The organism is Aquirufa sp. TARAVU-A1A (genome assembly GCF_054558675.1).
This window is the reverse complement of sequence record NZ_JBPXKP010000001.1, coordinates 539,609-557,352: the sequence shown is the minus strand read 5'-3', so window position 1 is coordinate 557,352 and position 17,744 is coordinate 539,609. Positions and strand designations below refer to the sequence as shown.

The 17,744-nt window shown below is 40.1% G+C and carries 13 protein-coding genes; 5 read left to right on the top strand and 8 right to left on the bottom strand.

Translation table 11 applies throughout. The features are described 5' to 3' along the window. Positions 1–186: 186 nt before the first annotated feature. The 4 genes from V7S75_RS02650 to V7S75_RS02635 all read right to left on the bottom strand — a co-directional run bounded on the left by V7S75_RS02650 (position 187) and on the right by V7S75_RS02635 (position 10,020). Positions 187–3,393 carry a TonB-dependent receptor gene (locus V7S75_RS02650; RefSeq protein ID WP_459511139.1) on the bottom strand — a complete coding sequence of 1,069 codons (3,207 nt, stop codon included), beginning with the start codon at positions 3,391–3,393 and terminating at the stop codon, positions 187–189. Positions 3,394–3,561: 168 nt separating this feature from the next. Continuing rightward, complete coding sequence (locus tag V7S75_RS02645) at positions 3,562–5,019, bottom strand: inorganic phosphate transporter (RefSeq protein ID WP_459511138.1); 1,458 nt, start codon at positions 5,017–5,019, stop codon at positions 3,562–3,564. A gap of 163 nt (positions 5,020–5,182) precedes the next feature. After that, positions 5,183–6,781: a SusD/RagB family nutrient-binding outer membrane lipoprotein gene (locus tag V7S75_RS02640; protein ID WP_459511137.1), complete on the bottom strand. Its 1,599-nt coding sequence runs from the start codon at positions 6,779–6,781 to the stop codon at positions 5,183–5,185. 17 nt (positions 6,782–6,798) lie between these two features. Continuing rightward, entirely contained in the window at positions 6,799–10,020 is a 3,222-nt protein-coding gene (locus V7S75_RS02635; protein ID WP_459511136.1) for a SusC/RagA family TonB-linked outer membrane protein, read from the bottom strand. 244 nt (positions 10,021–10,264) lie between these two features. Between V7S75_RS02635 and V7S75_RS02630 the strand changes: the two genes are divergently transcribed. The 3 genes from V7S75_RS02630 to V7S75_RS02620 are packed head-to-tail and all read left to right on the top strand — an operon-like array spanning position 10,265 to position 13,197. Further along, entirely contained in the window at positions 10,265–10,990 is a 726-nt protein-coding gene (locus V7S75_RS02630) for an HAD family hydrolase (protein ID WP_459511135.1), read from the top strand. Beyond that, positions 10,983–12,140, top strand: coding sequence for a TIGR03364 family FAD-dependent oxidoreductase (locus tag V7S75_RS02625; RefSeq protein WP_459511134.1), 1,158 nt, complete (start codon positions 10,983–10,985; stop codon positions 12,138–12,140). Before V7S75_RS02630 ends, V7S75_RS02625 begins: the two co-directional genes overlap by 8 nt. Position 12,141: 1 nt before the next feature. Then, positions 12,142–13,197, top strand: a complete 1,056-nt coding sequence (locus V7S75_RS02620) for an alkaline phosphatase (protein WP_459511133.1) — start codon at positions 12,142–12,144, stop codon at positions 13,195–13,197. On the opposite strand, the gene V7S75_RS02615 is transcribed toward V7S75_RS02620, so the two are convergent. Then, the gene (locus V7S75_RS02615) at positions 13,188–13,628 is read right to left on the bottom strand and encodes a GNAT family N-acetyltransferase (protein WP_459511132.1); all 441 of its coding nucleotides are present in this window, start codon (positions 13,626–13,628) and stop codon (positions 13,188–13,190) included. The two genes, V7S75_RS02620 and V7S75_RS02615, sit on opposite strands and share 10 nt — an antisense overlap. Before the next feature lie 97 nt (positions 13,629–13,725). On the opposite strand from V7S75_RS02615, the gene V7S75_RS02610 reads away from it, so the two are divergent. Together V7S75_RS02610 and V7S75_RS02605 are read left to right on the top strand one after the other, a co-directional pair. Then, positions 13,726–14,271 (top strand): HD domain-containing protein, encoded by a 546-nt coding sequence (locus tag V7S75_RS02610; protein ID WP_459511131.1) that lies wholly within the window; start codon positions 13,726–13,728, stop codon positions 14,269–14,271. After that, complete coding sequence (locus V7S75_RS02605; protein ID WP_459511130.1) at positions 14,268–15,539, top strand: DUF5690 family protein; 1,272 nt, start codon at positions 14,268–14,270, stop codon at positions 15,537–15,539. The genes V7S75_RS02610 and V7S75_RS02605 overlap by 4 nt, the downstream gene beginning before the upstream one ends. A 65-nt stretch (positions 15,540–15,604) precedes the next feature. Here the strand turns inward: V7S75_RS02605 and V7S75_RS02600 are convergent, their stop codons facing one another. From V7S75_RS02600 to V7S75_RS02590, 3 genes are all read right to left on the bottom strand, one after another. Further along, the gene (locus V7S75_RS02600; RefSeq protein WP_459511129.1) at positions 15,605–16,669 is read right to left on the bottom strand and encodes a phosphoglyceromutase; all 1,065 of its coding nucleotides are present in this window, start codon (positions 16,667–16,669) and stop codon (positions 15,605–15,607) included. Between the two features lie 75 nt (positions 16,670–16,744). Further along, entirely contained in the window at positions 16,745–17,143 is a 399-nt protein-coding gene (locus V7S75_RS02595; RefSeq protein WP_459511128.1) for a hypothetical protein, read from the bottom strand. Then, positions 17,143–17,688, bottom strand: a complete 546-nt coding sequence (locus tag V7S75_RS02590) for a hypothetical protein (RefSeq protein WP_459511127.1) — start codon at positions 17,686–17,688, stop codon at positions 17,143–17,145. The genes V7S75_RS02595 and V7S75_RS02590 overlap by 1 nt, the downstream gene beginning before the upstream one ends. Positions 17,689–17,744: the final 56 nt, after the last annotated feature.

The following is a 17,744-nucleotide window of genomic DNA, read 5'->3' as shown; positions in this document are numbered from 1 at the left end:
GGCGACTACCGATAATTTAAAGCCTAAATTGTAATCACGCTGATTGCGCTTTTGAGGTCTGACTTGATCCTCTGATGTATTCTTTTCCATAAGTCGATTTTATGTCAACTTATTTTAGGACGGGACAAGAATACAAAAAAAGCCGAAGGATTTTCCTTCGGCTTTTTCATGTAAGACTAGATGCGACTAGAATGTATAGCGCGCACCTGCTTGCATCTGCCATCTCGAACCCAATTGATCAATTGAGTAAGGTGTCGTAGGTACCGCAAACTTGTATGTTGGATCAGCAGCTGTACCCGAATTAACACGAGATAAACCTAAGCTAGCTGTTGAGTTAAACGTGTTTGGAGAGAAATAAAGTCTTCCCCAATCCTTGTTAATCAAGTTCGTTGCATTGATGATATCCAATGAGAATTGTAATTCGTGACCATTCGATACTTTGATTGCGTGTGAAATTTTCATGTCCACGGTTGCATTCCAAGGTGTACGACCACCGTTACGCTCTGTGAAATCACCTTTGCGTGTTTTCAAATACTCATCGCCATTCACAAAATCCATGAAAGCTTGTGCTTGTGTCGCGGCTGAGCCTAATTTAGAATCTGAAACAAAATAACGTTCTGCTTCCGTTGCATCTTTAAATACATATGCTAAACCAGCTGCTTGAGGCGTATTTGCAATCGTACCGTTCACAAAACCCCATGTAAATGGCGCTCCTGATTGTGCAGAGAATACACCTGAAATGGTCGTTGCTCCAGCTTTCTTCCAGTTAAACGTATATCCAAACTGACCGATAATACGGTGACGAATGTCAAAATTTGAATACGCTAATGAAGGATTGTTCGGGTTCAAAGACTGATTCAACTGCCAGTTTGATTCCATCGAGTTACGAATGCCATTTGTCAAGTCATAACTTTGGCCATAGGTATAAGCAGCCATGAAGTTAAATCCGAAATCATACGACTTCGTAACTTGCGCTGTTAAACTAAAACGGTGACCTTCAGACGTGTTCGCTAATTCGTAAGCATTTGAGAACGAAGTATTCAATTTCTGACCTGTTGCGCCGCCCGACAAGTAAATAGGCATTTGACGTTGTGTATCGTAGCTATAGTACTTAACAGAATCTTTCAAGTTAACCATTTGGAATTTCAAGTCAGATAAGGTTTTTGTGTAAATACCTTCCAACGTAATCTTGTATCCATTGATCGTTTTATCAACAGCTAAACTACTTCTCCAAACCTGTGGCATTTTGAAGTTGTTTGCCATCGCATCTACTTGCGTCAAACTCTTTTGACCATTGTTGAAGGCAAACGTTTTTGCTCCGTCCTTCAACACATCTCCTACGTTTTTACCTGCTACGTTATTCACGTCAAAGGCTCCATAACCAACACCATCATTGTAGAAAGCATAACCTAACCAAGCGAATGGAATACGACCCGTGAAAATACCTGTTCCACCGCGGACGATCGTCGAGCGATCACCGTTCACATCGTAATTGAATCCTAAACGTGGAGAGAATAAGATTTGACCAAAGATTGAATTACTTACCTTGTTCAATGGCGTTGCCGCTGTATAAGTTGTTCCTGCATTCACATCCGTTGGAGTACTTGCCAATTTCGGGCTTAAGTTAGGAGCATCTGTGCTCGCTAAGTCAAAACGAATACCTGGAGACAATTTGAATTTCTCATTCACTTGAATTTCATCTTGTGCGTAAACGCTGTACAATCCTACATTAAATGTTGCATAAGGATTGTTGTAGATATAATCGCGATCGTTGTTTGTAAAGCTGTAAGATCCACGAACACGGTTTACGTTGGAAGCTAAGAAATCAGCAACGCTTTTGTAAGATACACGACCATTCCAAGAATTCACGAAACCATAGTTGATGTTGTAAAGCTCATTATGTGTTCCCACTAAGAATGTATGATCTCCTTTGAACCACGTGAAGTTGTCTGTGAATTCAAAAGTCTTTTGCTTCATGTTAAACACAGTCGCCTCACGCTCATTTCCTAAGAAGATTGTTCCACCGTTTGCTGCAATTTCTACTTGAGGAAAAGCAAAGTTCGAACTAGATGGTGTACGGTAATCTTGAATATCTGAGTACCCTAAAATCAAACTGTTTGATGCGCTACCAAAGTGGCTTTTTAATTCCGCCACAGTTGAGTTTGTTTGATTATGCTGCTTGAAGTCCATTGAACCAAAACGGAAGTTGGCCGCGTCACGCTCTAAATTCGATGCTTCTGAAATAACATAGCTGTTACGAATAGACAATTGATGCTTATCCGAGATATTCCAATCCAAACGATTGAAAAACTTCGTGCTTTGTGAGTAGATAGAATAGTCGCCAAATGCACCTGCATCAAATCCGTAATTTGATTTCAAGAAAGATGAAATTTGATTCGCTGTTGCCTCATCAATAACACCACCTTTGTCGCCTGCTTTGTAAAACAAAGGCTCGTTACGACGCGTAATTTCTTCGTTGGTAAATAAGAACAATTTGTTCTTAATCAAAGGTAATCCCAAACGGAAACCTGTTTGATAATCTGAATAACCGCTCGGAATCGCAGCGCCATCACCCGCATTATTCGGGCCTGTTAAAAATGCATTACGACCGTATCCATAAACTGAACCTTTTACTTGGTTTGTTCCTGTACGCGTTACCGCATTGATAGAACCACCTGTAAAGTTTCCGATTTTCACATCGTAAGGAGCTACATATACCTGAACATCTTGAATCGCATCCAAAGAGATAGGATTCGTACGTGTACTAGATCCTGGCATTCCTGAAGTTCCTGATTGACCACCTAAAGATGGACTAAAACCAATCGCATCGTTGTTAATTGTTCCATCAACTGTTACGTTATTATAACGGAAGTTGGTACCCGCAAACGAGTTACTCGAGCTACCTTGTGGCGTCAAACGCGTCATATCTGTTAAACTACGATTCAATGTAGGCACCGCTTTGATTGCTGTTTCACTGATTGTCGTTACAGAACCTGTACGTGTGCCTCCTTTGTCGGCCTTCACAACAACTTCTGTCAACGTAGTCGTTTCTTCTGAAATGATTACATTGACATTTGGATTTGCGCCCAAAGTCAAGTTCAGGTTTTCTGCTTTAAATGTTTGATAACCTACGAATGAAACCGTCAAGGTATAAGGACCCCCTGGGTTCATGTTGGCTAAAACGAAATTTCCATCTAATTGCGTTGCTACGCCATAACGCGTTCCGGTAGGTGTGTGCACCAAAACGACGTTTGCGCCAGGGATTTCTTCTCCTTTGGCGTCTTTCACTTTACCACTTACGGTTGAAGTTGTGATCTGCGCGTTTGCATCAAATGCAAAAACGGCTAACATGATCATCATCAGCGCAATTGCCGACTTGCTAAAATTGTACATTTTTTATATTGGTTGTTTTAACGAGTGCAAAGGTAAGATGCATGCACAAATCCAATGTTAAGAAATTGTTAAGAGAATATAATCGAAACATTAAGAAGAGGGTTCGAAACAAAAAAAAGAGGCCTGAAATGAATTCAGGCCTCTTAAATGAAAGAATGTCGATAACACTTATCCCGTAATCCAACGGAATAAAACGAATAAGGTTGCCGATAAAATGATCGTAATAGGCAAAGTTAATACCCATGCCATGACAATATTTTTAACGGTTCCACCTTGTAAATTTTTAATACCACGATTGGCAACCATCGTTCCGGCTATACCTGATGATAATACGTGCGTAGTACTCACAGGCCATTTGTAAGCAGTTGCCAAACCTATGGTCAAGGAAGCGATTAATTCAGCAGATGCACCTTGCGCATAAGTCAAGTGATTCTTACCAATTTTCTCTCCAATCGTAACAACGATACGTTTCCAGCCTACCATAGTTCCTAAACCTAAGGACAGTGCTACTAGCCACATTACCCAAGCAGGAGCAAAATCAGTAATCCCCGCAATTCCGCTCGACGAACTCGTGCCAAAACTAAAGAAAGGTGCTTTTTTACCAGCAGTTGCTTTTTTCAAGGCGTTTAAATCCAATGCCGACAAAGCAACGGATTCACTTTCAATTAATTTTTTGGTGTGCTTATTAATCGTTAGTGCAGCCTTACGAATTTGAAACTTCTGATCAACTGATAATTTTGCTGTCGTTAACCCATCAACCAAAATTAAATTTAACTCATCTCCAGCTTTCAAAATCTTGTGATAACTTTCCACTTCCTTGCTTGACAAAGGCACTGTATCAATTTTCGCAACAATTTGTCTTACTTGTGTTAAACTCGTTTTCACCTCAACAAGGTCCAAATTTGTATTTACAGCAAAATAACCGGGTAGGAAAGCAATTAGGATAACCATCACCAAACCAATTCCTTTTTGCCCGTCATTCCGACCATGAAAAAAAGACACAAGGGTACACGTTGTAACTAAAATAGCACGAATCCACATAGGTGGCGGGGTATTTTTCTTAGGCTCTTTGAAAATCGCTTTATTCTGAACGGTCTTCTTTAAGATATACATCAAGATGATCGCTGCAGCAAATCCAAATAATGGAGAAAGTAATAAGGCTTGTCCAATTTCGATTGCCTTATCCCAGTTGATCGCCGAAATGCCTTTATTTGAATTCTCTGGCAAAAGCGCGTGACCAACACCAATTCCAATAATAGAACCAATCAAAGTATGTGAACTAGATGCGGGAATTCCCAAATACCAAGTTCCTAAATTCCATAAAATAGCCGAAATTAATAATGAAAGTGCCATCGCCATGGAATGATAGACATTGGCATCAATGAGCAATTCCGTGGGTAACAAACCAATAATACTCATGGTGACACCCACCCCTCCTGTCAATAATCCTAAGAAGTTCATAAAACCAGACCAAACAACCGCCTGGGTTGGTTTCAATGAATGCGTGTAAATTACCGTTGCAACAGCATTCGCTGTATCATGAAAACCATTGACAAATTCAAAGGCACATGCTGCGAATAAGCAGAAGAACAACAAAAAGAGGAGAGTTGGATCAAGTCCGAACATAAGAATTTATTTAAGGAATTCGAAATTTAACAAAATTAACAGAAAGCGCACAGTTGAATATTAAGGAATTGTTAAGAAACCGGTAAGTCTAGTATTGAAAAAGTGGCAGAACAATGTCCTGCCACTTGATAAGAATCATTAATCAAATTAGAAAACTATAAACTTATTTAATCAACCACATTTGGTCGTTAATATCATCTTTGCCTGCATATTGACTAGAAATTGCGGCATTGTAATTTGTTGCATTCGCAGTTCGTTCTGTTGTAGGATATAACCAACGTAAAGCAATACGACCTGAGTTACCATTACCAGCTCCTGTTGAAAATGCTGGGAATCCAGTTCTTCTCCAGTTGAAGTAAGCCTCCATACCCGAGTTCATGAAGAATGCCGCATATTTTTGTGATACAATTTTTTCGATGGCATTGGATGCATCATAAGCAACCGATGGTTGAGCATAGAATGTATCGAAATTAAAATTCACCGTATACTTCGTTAAATCAGCAGCATCTTTTGTTCCAGTTCGCGAGTAAGTCATTGTATTCGCTCCCTCTACGATGCCATAGAATGCTTGCGATGCCTTGATTCCTTTTTTGTACCAATCTTCTGCAGAACCAGTCGCCCATCCGCGTGCATATCCTTCTGCTATGTTGAAACATAATTCAGGAAAACCAACGATGAATGTAGTTTCAGCAGTATAATTTTGATAGTAACGAGCACGATTTTGGAAAGAGTAAATACCTGGAGCAAATCCAGCACCATTCGATAAACCTGCGTTTTTCGCCATATCATCTAATACATCCCCCGATCCAGCACCACGATATGCAGTATAGTCAGAAGGTAATTTACCTGCTTTCAAATCAGCACCTGTTGGCTCACAAGTAACCATTACGCGAGGGTCTTGTGTTTTCGACAATAAGCCCACATAGGTTGATGCCATGTTTTGACGCGTTGCATCGAAACCGAAGTTATCTGGATTTGAAGGATATTTATTAAAGGTATTCCACACAAATTGCAATGATTCACCATTTGAACCTAACAATGGATACTTGGTTGGATTACCCACCATTTCAGCAAATTTTGTCTTTACGGCTAAATCTGTATCCGTATCTTTTTTAGATAAAGTAATCAACACACGCAAACGATAAGCATTGACAACTTTTTGCCATTTTTTCAAATCTCCACCGAAATAGAAATCACCAGAAATCGTTTGTCCACTTGCGATCAACGTAGTTAAATCCGCATTCGAATCATCTAACCACTTTAAAATTTGAACATAAATAGCTTTTTGTGAATCATACTTAGGTGACGTATTTTCAATACCCTTCAAGGCTTCCGTCATAGGCAAATCACCTACACGCTTCGACATTTGATCAAAGAAATATGCACGGAAAAACTTACCTAAAGCTGAGTAACCATTGACATCTGCTAAGCCTGCTTTCTTTGCCTCCTCTTCCATCTTGATCACATTTTTCAAGGTGGTATATTGGTTCGGCATTTGGCCTAAATTATATTCATTATTTGCATAATAGTTATAGTTAGAGCAGTAGAACTGGTTCCAGCGCATCTCTGCTGAGAATGGCCGACCATTATCGTTCATCATATTGTATTCAACAGTCTGCAATACTAAAGATGCAGGAACCTGTACCGCACGATTGGAATCTTTTTCCAGTTGGTCAAAGGTCTTCTCGCAACTGCTCAATGTAAGCATTGAGAAACCTAAAACGCCTAAAATTATATTTTTAACTTTCATTGGATGTTTCATTTATAAGAATGAATAAATTAGAATGTGAAGTTTAAGTTAACCCCGTAACTTCTCACTGAAGGAGTTTGTGGACTCGAAGAACCATCTGTCAAATATTGAGACAAATCGATGTCTTTCTTCTCTGCGAAATACAACAAGTTGCGGCCTACAAATGATACGTTAGCGTTTGAAACATATTTACCAAACCATTTTGATGGAAGCTTCACACCTACAACCACTTCTTTCAACATACCGAAAGAACGGCTCATCAAGTTTCCTTCATTTGTATTGTAGTAACGACCCACGTAATCTTGAACATAAGTTTTTACTGTATTAGGTGCGAATTGCAAATCAGCATAGTTAGTAACATTTCCGTTTGCATCATATTTGATTGCAACACCATTGCTAACTACAACTCCTTGACCTACGAAAGCTTTTACGCCTAATGCATCTTGTGGACGCGCTTCAGCAAAGATTCCTTGTGTCGTTCCGATGTGACGACCACCACGGTACGCTTGTTGTTGCGTATAGTTAACAATCACACCACCAATACGACCATCAAACAAGAAACTCAAAGTCACATCTTTGTATTTGAATTTGTTATTCAAACCGAACACGAAATCAGGGTTTTTATTTCCTAAATATTGCGATTGTGTTCCTGAAACAGTTACTGGAATACCACCTGCTGTGTTAATCATTTTACCATCTGGCGTACGAACAAATGCTGATCCGTATAACTTATCTGTACGATCACCTACTTTTAAGAACGTGTTCAAACTATTGATACCTGGGTAGATATCTGTTAAACGCTCTTCGAAAGTTGAGTAGTTAGCTAACACATCCCAAGAGAAATCTGCTGTTTGAATCGGAGTACCTGTAAGCGAAATTTCAAATCCTTTTTTCTGTGTCTTAATACCATTCACTAACGCAGATGTATAACCTGAAGTAGAAGAGATCGGTAATGAGAAGATAGAAGGACCATCATTTGAAATAAAGTATGCAGCGTCAATTCCGATACGGTTTTTGAATAAACGTAAGTCCATACCAAATTCCGTCTGCGAAGTTTCCGATGGATTCAAGTTTGGATTACTCAAACCATCACCATACGTTGCTCCTGTTTGGTTATTGTAATAGAAACCTGTAGAGTAAACCGTATTATTTTGGTAAGACGGGCCATCGTATGGAGAGTTATAGTTTTCTCCAGAATAAGTTCCCATGCGGTTGTCTATCGTAGATGATGTCAAACCATCTTTTACGTTCGCATACGATCCACGGAATTTCAAGAATGAAATCGTTTCAGGTAAATTCACATAATCAGACAAGATGGTCACTGCACCGAAAGATGGATAGAAGAATGTGTTTTTACCTGCTGGTAAAGTTGACAATTTATCCATACGACCTGTAGCAAATACCGTCAAATATTTCTTGTAAGAGAAGTCAGCTGAATAATATGCTGAAAGCACTTGCATATCTGAACCGAAGTTAGCCACCTGAACTGGATTAGCTGAGTTCGAGAAGTTGTACAAACCTGGTACGTTCAAGTAGTTTGTTGTTGCGAACATCGACTTGTATTGGAAAATACGCTGAGATGCACCCGCATTAATTTTAGTACTGAAACCTGGTAATACTTCTTTGTCAAACGTCAGTAATAATTCGGTGTTGTTTTCGAACAATGAACGACGATCTTCACGGTAATCACCACGACGCTCATCACGTCCATAAGTACCTGCTGAATAAGGGAATTTCTCTGTACGTAACATGTCCCAAGTCGTAACTTGTGTACGAGCTAATAAATTCAAATTCTCGTTGAACGTATAACGCAATGCTGCTTGACCTACGATATCTGTCTTGTAATGTGAACGTAACCACTCATATGACATGAAATATGGGTTGTTGTATCGTTGGTATTCCGCATAAATTTGTTGGATACCTTCTTTACCTTTTTGCCAGTAATTACGCATATCATCGATGTTCCAGTCGGCACCTGCCCAATAAACGATGTTATAAATGATCGAGTTAGGACCATAATTCACATCAGGAATATTTGGCGTGTATTGACGGTTGTATTGTAAGTTCGACTCAAACTTCAATTTGTTTGAGAACTTGTAATCTGCCGTGATATTGAAGTTGGTCATGTTCAACTGTGTATTTGGAACAATACCCTTCTGGTAGATATGCGATGTAGAGAAACGCAAATTATATTTCTCACCCGTTGCAGCAACTGAAACGTTATTCGTAGATAATACACCTGTTTCTAAGAAACGCTTTAAGTTGTCCTTACCGCGTGCGATCCAAGGTGTTCCTTGACGTACACCTGTAATTGGATCTACTGGTGAATCATATTGAGGAATCAATTGGCCGTTAAAACGAGGGCCCCAACCACCATCGTAGTCACCATCATTTAATCCACCCCCTTTACCATCACCGAACGCATAAGCACCGTGATCACCAGGACCATACTCATCTTGTACTTCTGGAATTGCATAAAAACCACTTTGAATTTGCGTTGAAGAATTCACATCAACTGAAAACCCACGCTTGTCAGATGAACCACGTTTTGTTGTAATTAAAATCGCACCATTTTTTCCGCGGAAACCATAAAGCGCAGAAGCAGAAGCTCCTTTTAAAACAGAATACGTTTCAATATCATCTGGTGAGATATTCCAAGTATCTGAGTTGATAGGCACACCATCTACTACATATAGGATTGTTGAACTACCACGCAATGAAATATTCGGCTTTCTCAACAACTCAGGTTGAGAACCGATTGTTAAACCAGCGACACGACCTGATAATGCGTTGATTGCATTGGGTTCACGTGCTTTGATTGTTGCAGAACCGTCTACCGACTGAATGGCAACACCAATTTTGCGCACATCTTTCTTGATACCCAAGGCAGTTACAACAACTTCTTGTAATTGCTTATCATCCGCCGATAAAGCGACATTAATTGTCGATTGAGTTCCTACAGCAACTTCTTTTGCAGAGAATCCAATCATTGAAAATTGCAAAATTGCATTATCACCTACTTGGATCGAAAATTTACCATCAGCACTAGAAGTAGTACCTTTCGAACTTCCTTTTAAGCGAATGGAAACGCCAGGAACTGTTGAGTTATCATTGGCTGAAACAACCGTACCACTCACGGTACGACTTTGGGCTAATGTAACCAAGCCCGAACAGGTAATCATTGCAAAAACGAACCAAAACACAAGTTTCGATCCCTTCTTCACAAGTAAATTGGGTAGATAGTTTTTCATTTTTGAATTGTTTGTTAAAAATTTTCACAAAACTAGCTGTAGCCTTTAAGCCCAAAATAGAGTGCTTGCAAAATTATTGTTAAGAAAAGTGCACCTATGTTTTCGAATTGTTAAGGATCTAAACGATTGCCAAAATGAGCGCAATTAATCTTCAAAAAATACAACAAATAAATGCTTAACAATTTCATCACAATGCGCTAACGATGGATTAATCTCCAATGTGGATATTCGAAAAAATATTACCATGAAAGCAATTAAATTAGTGGTCTTTGATATGGCAGGAACAACCGTCCTGGATCAGCATGAAGTTGAAAAATGCTTCAAACAAGCTGCACTAAAAAATGGCCTAAATTCATCTGACGAACGTATACTTGCCTTACAAGGCTATGCCAAACTTTGGGTATTTCGCACCTTGTGGACAGAACAGCTTGGGGAGAACAATCCAATGACCGAGGAATTAGCACAAAAATCCTTTCAAGACTTCAAAAGCATTTTGGAGAATCACTACCGGACCGAACCGGTTTTACCTACAGAAGGTTGTTTAGAAACGTTTGAATTTTTACACAAGCAAGGGATTTACATCGCATTGACTACCGGGTTCTACCGCGAAGTTGCTGATATCATTTTATCCAAATTAGGCTGGGGACAATCCTTGAATCGGGACTATAAAAACATTAACAATAAATCGGGCATCCACCTTTCTGTTACGCCAGACGAAGTTGGAGGTAAAGGCAGACCTGCTCCCGACATGATTGAATACGCGATGCGCCAATTAGGAATCACCGATAAACAACACGTTATCAACATCGGCGATACGCCTGTCGACTTACAATTTGGCATCAATGCGGGGGTTGCTCATGCGTTAGGCGTTTGCAATGGTACGCATACACGTGAACAATTAGCGAAGCATGCAAACGATGGATTACTCAATAATATTTCAGATTTAATTGATTTCATTCAACATGATTAAAAACAAAAAATACGATTTGATTATTGTCGGTGGAGGTGTAATAGGCACATTTTGCGCCTACCACGCTCTACTCAAAAATAAAAGTGTTCTATTATTAGAGAAAGATGCTCAACCCTATGAGGCAAGCTTTCGAAACTTTGGACAAGCGGTTCCTTCTGGCCAACGGCTAGATACTTGGTTTGAACATGGAAGAAGGTCCCTGAAAATATACAAGGAACTACAAGAAGAACTCGATATTTCTTTGGTTCCAAACGGTTCTTGGTATGTTGCTTCGGATGATGAAGAACTAGGATTACTCGAGGAAATGAGTGAGCTCTTAAACGAACGTGATTATAAAAATCGCTTGTACTCCGCCTCAGAAACAAGCGAGATCAACCCGCACTTTAAAAAAGACTATGTCAAAGGGGGCCTATTCCTACCAGAGGAAGCATCACTAAACCCTTTGGTCATGGTTCACCGCGTTCGCGAATATTTAATTAAAAGCATGGGGCTGCATTACCAAAATTTATGCCCAGTTATCGGTGTAGAAAAAAAACGAGGTATCGCCATGTTGACTACTGCCAATAAAAAAACGTATTGGGCAGATGATGTTATTTTAGCGAATGGTCGGGATACGCAGTTCCTCTTTCCTGAACATTATCCGAGCGATGAATTAAAAGTGTGCAAATTGCAAATGATGCGATTGGCTCCACAGAAGAAAATTCTAAAATCTAATATATTAACTGGGCTTACGATTCGTCGGTATGAGAGTTTTCATTCATGCCCATCGTATCAAAAACTCAGCACGAAACCTGAACATGCTCCATTCAAAAAATATGGCATTCACATGCTTTTCAAGCAAGCAGATGATGGCTCCATTATTTTAGGGGATTCACACGAATATGCGCCAGTGCATAAAAGTGCTAATTTTGGATTTGAAATTTCCCGTGAAATCAATGAGCTAATGTTAGCCGAAGCTAAACGCATCACCTACTTAGAAAAATGGGATGTTGATCAATCCTGGGCGGGTTATTACTTACAAGGCACGGAGTCGGAAGTTTTTACCAAAACCATTGACGATGTGATTCACATCATTAACGGGATCGGCGGAAAAGGCATGACGACTAGCCCGGGTTTTACACAGAACTACATCAAAAATTTATACCTCTAAGATGAAAAAAATCATTCTATTCTGCTTGTGCAATATCAGTCTATTTGCTCAGAACAAACCTAAAAACATCTTGTTTTTAGTAGGTGATGGCATGGGCGTGAGTCAAATTTATGCTGGTTTAACTGCCAATAAAGGCCATTTGAATTTAGAACAATTCAAGGTGATTGGATTTCATCGCAACCAAGCGTCCGACAGTTATGTGACAGATTCCGCCGCAGGAGCGACTGCTTTTGCGATAGGAAAGCAAACGTATAATGGGGCGATCGGGTTGGATTCGTTGAAGCAACCAAGTGTTAGTCTTTTGGAGCTTGCTGAACAAAAAGGTTTATCCACGGGGCTAGTCAGCACGTGTGATATTACAGATGCCACGCCTGCTTCGTTTATCGCTCACCAATTCAAGCGTGCGATGCACGAAGAAATTGCGACGGATTTCTTGAAAACGGATGTTGATGTGGTAATCGGAGGGGGTCGCAAATACTTTGAGGCACGCCAAGACAAGCAAAATTTATTGGACACCTTGCGTAAAAAGAATTACGCAGTTTTGGGCGATATTGCTTCGATGGAATCCATACACCGCGGCAAATTAATTAACCTGTATGCGGCAGAAAATCCAGTAAAAATGTCGGAAGGTCGTGGAGATGCCTTGTTAAAATCCACCCAAAAAGCGATCGAACTTTTGTCCCAAAACAACAAAGGGTTTTTCGCTTTGATAGAAGGTTCTCAAATCGATTGGGGTGGACATGCGAACGATGCACCTTATGCTATTGCTGAAATGATTGACTTCGACAAAAGCATCGGATATGTATTGGAATTTGCCCGTAAAAATAAGGAGACTTTGGTGATTGTCACGGCCGACCACGAAACGGGAGGAATGGCACTAATGGGTGGCGATATGAAGACTGGCGAAGTTAAAGCTTCCTTTACAACCAAAGGACATACAGGGCAAATGATTCCCGTTTTCGCTTTTGGCCCAGGCGCGGAAAACTTCTCAGGGATTTATCACAACTACGATTTATTTACCAAAATGCGGGACGCTTTGCTTTTAGGTCAAAAATAGATTGTAAACTTTTCATGTGAATTTCGAAAGCCCACAGCCTGATAAAAGGCGTGGGCTTCTTTTCTTCGCTTATTCGATGTTACCTCAAGCGAGACAGCTCCCCATTTTTGTACTTGTTGGACAACATCTTGAATCAACTTCTTTCCATAAGCTTTGCCTTGCTGTGAACTTGTGACGATCATTTCTTGAATTTCACAGACTAAACCCTGGTGATGCAATAGGTATTGCCCCTTGCAAGAAACAAACCCGATGATTCCATCCGTCGAACTTTCTAATACCCGCAACAGGGTCATCGGATCGGCTAGGTAACTCGCTAGAATTTGATTAAAAATCGAGGGATCCGCTTGGTTATTTTCCAACTCATTTAACAGCATGATTAGTGCTTCGGAATCCGTCGCTTTCGCATCCCGGATTGATACATCATTTGGCATATTACGAAATCATTATCGCGGCGTAAAATGTGCTTAAAATAAGCATTAAGGCATTTTATTCCAACATTGAAGGTGCTAATTTAAATAAAAATTTACCATGAACACATTGATTGAAAAAATAGAAAATCTCTTTCTGAAAGCCGGAGATTCTGAATACGGAGGAGAAGCGGTTACTCAAGGTGAACATGCGCTTCAAGCTGCCTTTTTAGCCAAATCCGAAGGCTATGACGCACACCTCATTGTTGCTTGTTTATTGCATGATGTAGGGCACATGCTTCATGCTTTACCAGATGATGCACCCGAGCAGGGCATCGATGATTTACATGAGGAATTAGGCTTTCGATTCCTGGAAAAACATTTTATTGAAGCGGTTGCTGAACCCGTGCGACTGCACGTAGACGCTAAACGTTATTTGTGTGCAAAAGAACCCGAATATTTAGGCCAATTAAGCGAACCTTCTCTGATCAGTTTAGCCTTGCAGGGTGGCCCCATGTCGGCAATAGAATGCCTAGCATTTGAATCCAATCCGTTTTATCGGGAAGCGGTCCAACTCCGACGAATTGATGACTTAGCAAAAATTCCTAATCTGGAAGTTGATCCCATCAGTACATACGGGGAAATGTTGAAAATAAGTGCCAAATGATCGCCCACATTTCAACCGAGCATAAATCGTTTTCCTTCGCTCATTGGACAAAGCATCCGCTGTGGTCGATGGTGGCAGCATTTGGTTGTTATTTCTGTGTCTATGGATTTCGTAAGCCTTTTACTGCAGGCCAATATGTAGATCAATATTGGCTAGGAATCCATTGGAAATCTATCTTAATTTCTTCACAAATTGCGGGATATATGCTCTCCAAATGGTGTGGAATCTTCTTTGTATCCTCCATCACTTGGGAAAAACGAGCACGGGCCATTCTCGTTAGTATTTTGATTGCGGAATTGGCCTTACTCGGTTTTGGAATTATACCAAAGCCCTGGAATTTGGTTTTCCTTGTCATGAATGGACTTCCATTAGGAATGATTTTCGGCTATATTCAAGGCTTTTTGGAGGGCAAGAAGAATACGGAACTTTATATTGCTGCGCTCGGATCCAGTTTCATTTTGGCAGATGGAGTGTCCAAGTCTGTGGGTATAAACCTTTTAATTTGGGGCGTTTCTGAGACATGGATGCCCTTTTTTGCTGGATTATTATATGCCTTGCCATTATTGTTTTTTGTATGGATGTTGACACGCATTCCCAAACCAAGCGAACAAGAAGTAGCGGATCGAGCAGAAAGGACACCAATGAATCAAGCCGATCGAATTCATTTGGTGAAACAACTATGGCCAGGAATCCTCACGATCAGCATCCTGTATTTATTCGCATCATTATTACGAGGTATGCGATCTGATTTTGCCCCCGAAATTTGGAAATTTCTGGGCTTTAAAAGCTTGCCTGAAACGTATTCTCAGACGGAAATTTGGGTAACGGTAGGAATTCTTGCCATCAATGGAAGTTTGGTGCTGATACGAAGCAATTACAAGGCCTTTTTTACGAGCATATTGGCGATTGCAACAGGATTTCTGCTTTTAATCATAGCAGGATTTTGGGGGATCGACTCCATGGGGCCCTTTTGGCTGATCGTATTAACTGGATTTGGGATTTACCTTCCATACTTAACCATTACGACATCCGTTTTTGAGCGGATGATTGCGATTACGCGACATAAGGCCAACATCGGTTTTTTAATGTATATCGTAGACTCCGTGGGTTATTTAGGATACAACGTATTACTCCTGTCCATTGGATTTATTTTCCCAAACCTTGATATACCAGAATTATTTTTTGCTTGGGTAAAGCTACTAGGAATCGCAGGAATGGCACTATGCTTGATTTCAAGTGCCTATTTTATCAGAAAACTGAAGCAATAAAGACTTTAAATGGTCGTTAGACTGACGCTGGCAGGGTCATGACCCTGCCAGCGTCTACCCCTAACTTATTTCTTTATAGATTGAAAATTCAATCCCATAAGTGCTGAGACCTTATGGATCAATTCGCGCTGATAAACTTGCTCTGCAGACTTAACTTCCCCTAAAGCTGGTACCTCCGCCCCAATCATTGCATACCAAATCTCATGGCAATCTTTTACCTTTTCACCGTGCGATGTCCATTGTGCTTTAATCTTATCCCCACGTCCATGATCGGTCGTAATTATAATCGTCGTTTTGCCTTTATACAAGGGATCCGACTCCACAAAATTCCAAATTTCAGCTACCCAGGCATCGAATTGATGCGCAGCATTCAGATAGTGACCATAATGACCTTCGTGCGCAAATTCATCCGTCTCTCCGTAGGAAATAAACATCGCTTTGGGTTTCTTATTTTTCAAATAATCCATCGCTTGAAAATGCATAAATCCATCCAATACCTCCGCATCCCCAAAAGCATGAAAAGAATCTTTTGTCATGCGCGAAAGCAAGTCACTATTTTGCGTTTTCAAATAACTTTGATACGAATCAAACGCATTCACCACAGGGAAACCTGCACGCTTTTCATTTAAAATACGATCAAATGCATCCCATGCACCGAAAGCCGCTACAGAACCTTTATAAGGAGAAAGGCCATTCAAATACTCAAAGAAATTCGTATTTGGATTCGGTTTGTAATCATTCGAATTGACAGCCGTATCCACTTGACCCGTCAGCAACTCGCTATATCCCGGGTAGGAAAACCAATAAGGATTTGCAACATTGACCAAAGAACCCAAAGAACGATTCCCATGTAATTGACCCTTTTTAGCCACTGTATTCCAAAAAAAAGGCATCAATTTCGCTCTACGTGCTGCAAGTTCAGGAGCCCAATAATTCTTGATGATGGTGGCACTATCGCCATGGTGAAAACGCTTGACTTTTACGATAGATGAATCTACACCACCAAAAACTTCTTGCCAACGGAAACCATCCGTCATGATAACTATAACACGGTGATCGTCTGATTTTTGAGCTTGAATGGCAGAAAAACTACACAAACAAATAATGGATAATAGCAATTTCTTTAACATGTGATTTATTTTAGTTTGAAATCCAAAGTTAAAATAATCATTTTATGCATGGATTAAGCCTAAATAAACACGATGTTAATTGTTTTTTGCTCCTTGATCCACCCACGCCTTGATAAGCGCAATTTCACAATCCATTAGTCGGCCGCCCTTTGGCATATAGGCCTTTCCATTTGACGAAATCATGATGGAATTAAAGAGCTCACCAGACCGCCCCGATAAGGCGATTTGGTCATAATTTTCAATCACAATTCCTCCAAAATGATTCTTCGCATCATGGCAAGACAAACAATTATGCTTGATAATAGGATAAACATCTTTTTGAAAACTGATTGTTGCTGGTGGTGTTGCCGTACAACTAGGAACAGCCGCATCGTCCTTCTTGATGCACGAAAAAGCTAGCCAAACAAGAAATGCCGGCAGGAATCCTGCCGACATTTTCTTAATTACACCAATATAAATTCGTGATTCACACATTATTTGCCTTGATGATATACCCACCGATTCGTGTGAATATTATATGTTAACGTAGAATCGGGCCACTCGACATAATCGCGCATGACCATATACTCGCTGATATTTCCTTTTTTAGCTAACTCCCGGAACAAAAATGCACCGCGCTCGAGTACTACTTCCTCCGACAAATGCGGCGTATTAATAATTTCTTTAAAGTTCTTTGGCATTAGACTCGCACTGTCTAATGTAAAACTTCCTACCACGCCTCTGCGGTACATTTTCAAATTTCCCACAGGACGAACCAAAAAATAATAATAGATTCCCGAAGGATCCATTGTTAAATTGACCAAGGAATATTTGGGTAATTGCTTCGCATAATAAGAGCGAAATTCCGGCTTAAATCGCGTGGAATCACTCGCATACGTTGCATTTTCTGCGACATAAATAATGATATTCGTAACTAATGAATCTTGTTGAGCTTGATTGAAATAATAAGCAGGCTTATTCGTTTCCGGCTTGCATGCTAGCAGTAGCAAGCTAGCTAGTATAAAAAAGTACTTTTTCATCGTTTATATTGGTTATAAAAAAGGGCTAACGATAATCGTTAGCCCCTTAAAATCAA

Coding starts and splice junctions, on each gene's coding strand:
- V7S75_RS02610 (WP_459511131.1), top strand. CDS start 13,726: ATGAACACATTGATTGAAAAAATAGAAAATCTCTTTCTGAAAGCCGGA.
- V7S75_RS02590 (WP_459511127.1), bottom strand. CDS start 17,688: ATGAAAAAGTACTTTTTTATACTAGCTAGCTTGCTACTGCTAGCATGC.
- V7S75_RS02605 (WP_459511130.1), top strand. CDS start 14,268: ATGATCGCCCACATTTCAACCGAGCATAAATCGTTTTCCTTCGCTCAT.
- V7S75_RS02630 (WP_459511135.1), top strand. CDS start 10,265: ATGAAAGCAATTAAATTAGTGGTCTTTGATATGGCAGGAACAACCGTC.
- V7S75_RS02600 (WP_459511129.1), bottom strand. CDS start 16,669: ATGTTAAAGAAATTGCTATTATCCATTATTTGTTTGTGTAGTTTTTCT.
- V7S75_RS02625 (WP_459511134.1), top strand. CDS start 10,983: ATGATTAAAAACAAAAAATACGATTTGATTATTGTCGGTGGAGGTGTA.
- V7S75_RS02620 (WP_459511133.1), top strand. CDS start 12,142: ATGAAAAAAATCATTCTATTCTGCTTGTGCAATATCAGTCTATTTGCT.
- V7S75_RS02645 (WP_459511138.1), bottom strand. CDS start 5,019: ATGTTCGGACTTGATCCAACTCTCCTCTTTTTGTTGTTCTTCTGCTTA.
- V7S75_RS02615 (WP_459511132.1), bottom strand. CDS start 13,628: ATGCCAAATGATGTATCAATCCGGGATGCGAAAGCGACGGATTCCGAA.
- V7S75_RS02650 (WP_459511139.1), bottom strand. CDS start 3,393: ATGTACAATTTTAGCAAGTCGGCAATTGCGCTGATGATGATCATGTTA.
- V7S75_RS02635 (WP_459511136.1), bottom strand. CDS start 10,020: ATGAAAAACTATCTACCCAATTTACTTGTGAAGAAGGGATCGAAACTT.
- V7S75_RS02640 (WP_459511137.1), bottom strand. CDS start 6,781: ATGAAACATCCAATGAAAGTTAAAAATATAATTTTAGGCGTTTTAGGT.
- V7S75_RS02595 (WP_459511128.1), bottom strand. CDS start 17,143: ATGTGTGAATCACGAATTTATATTGGTGTAATTAAGAAAATGTCGGCA.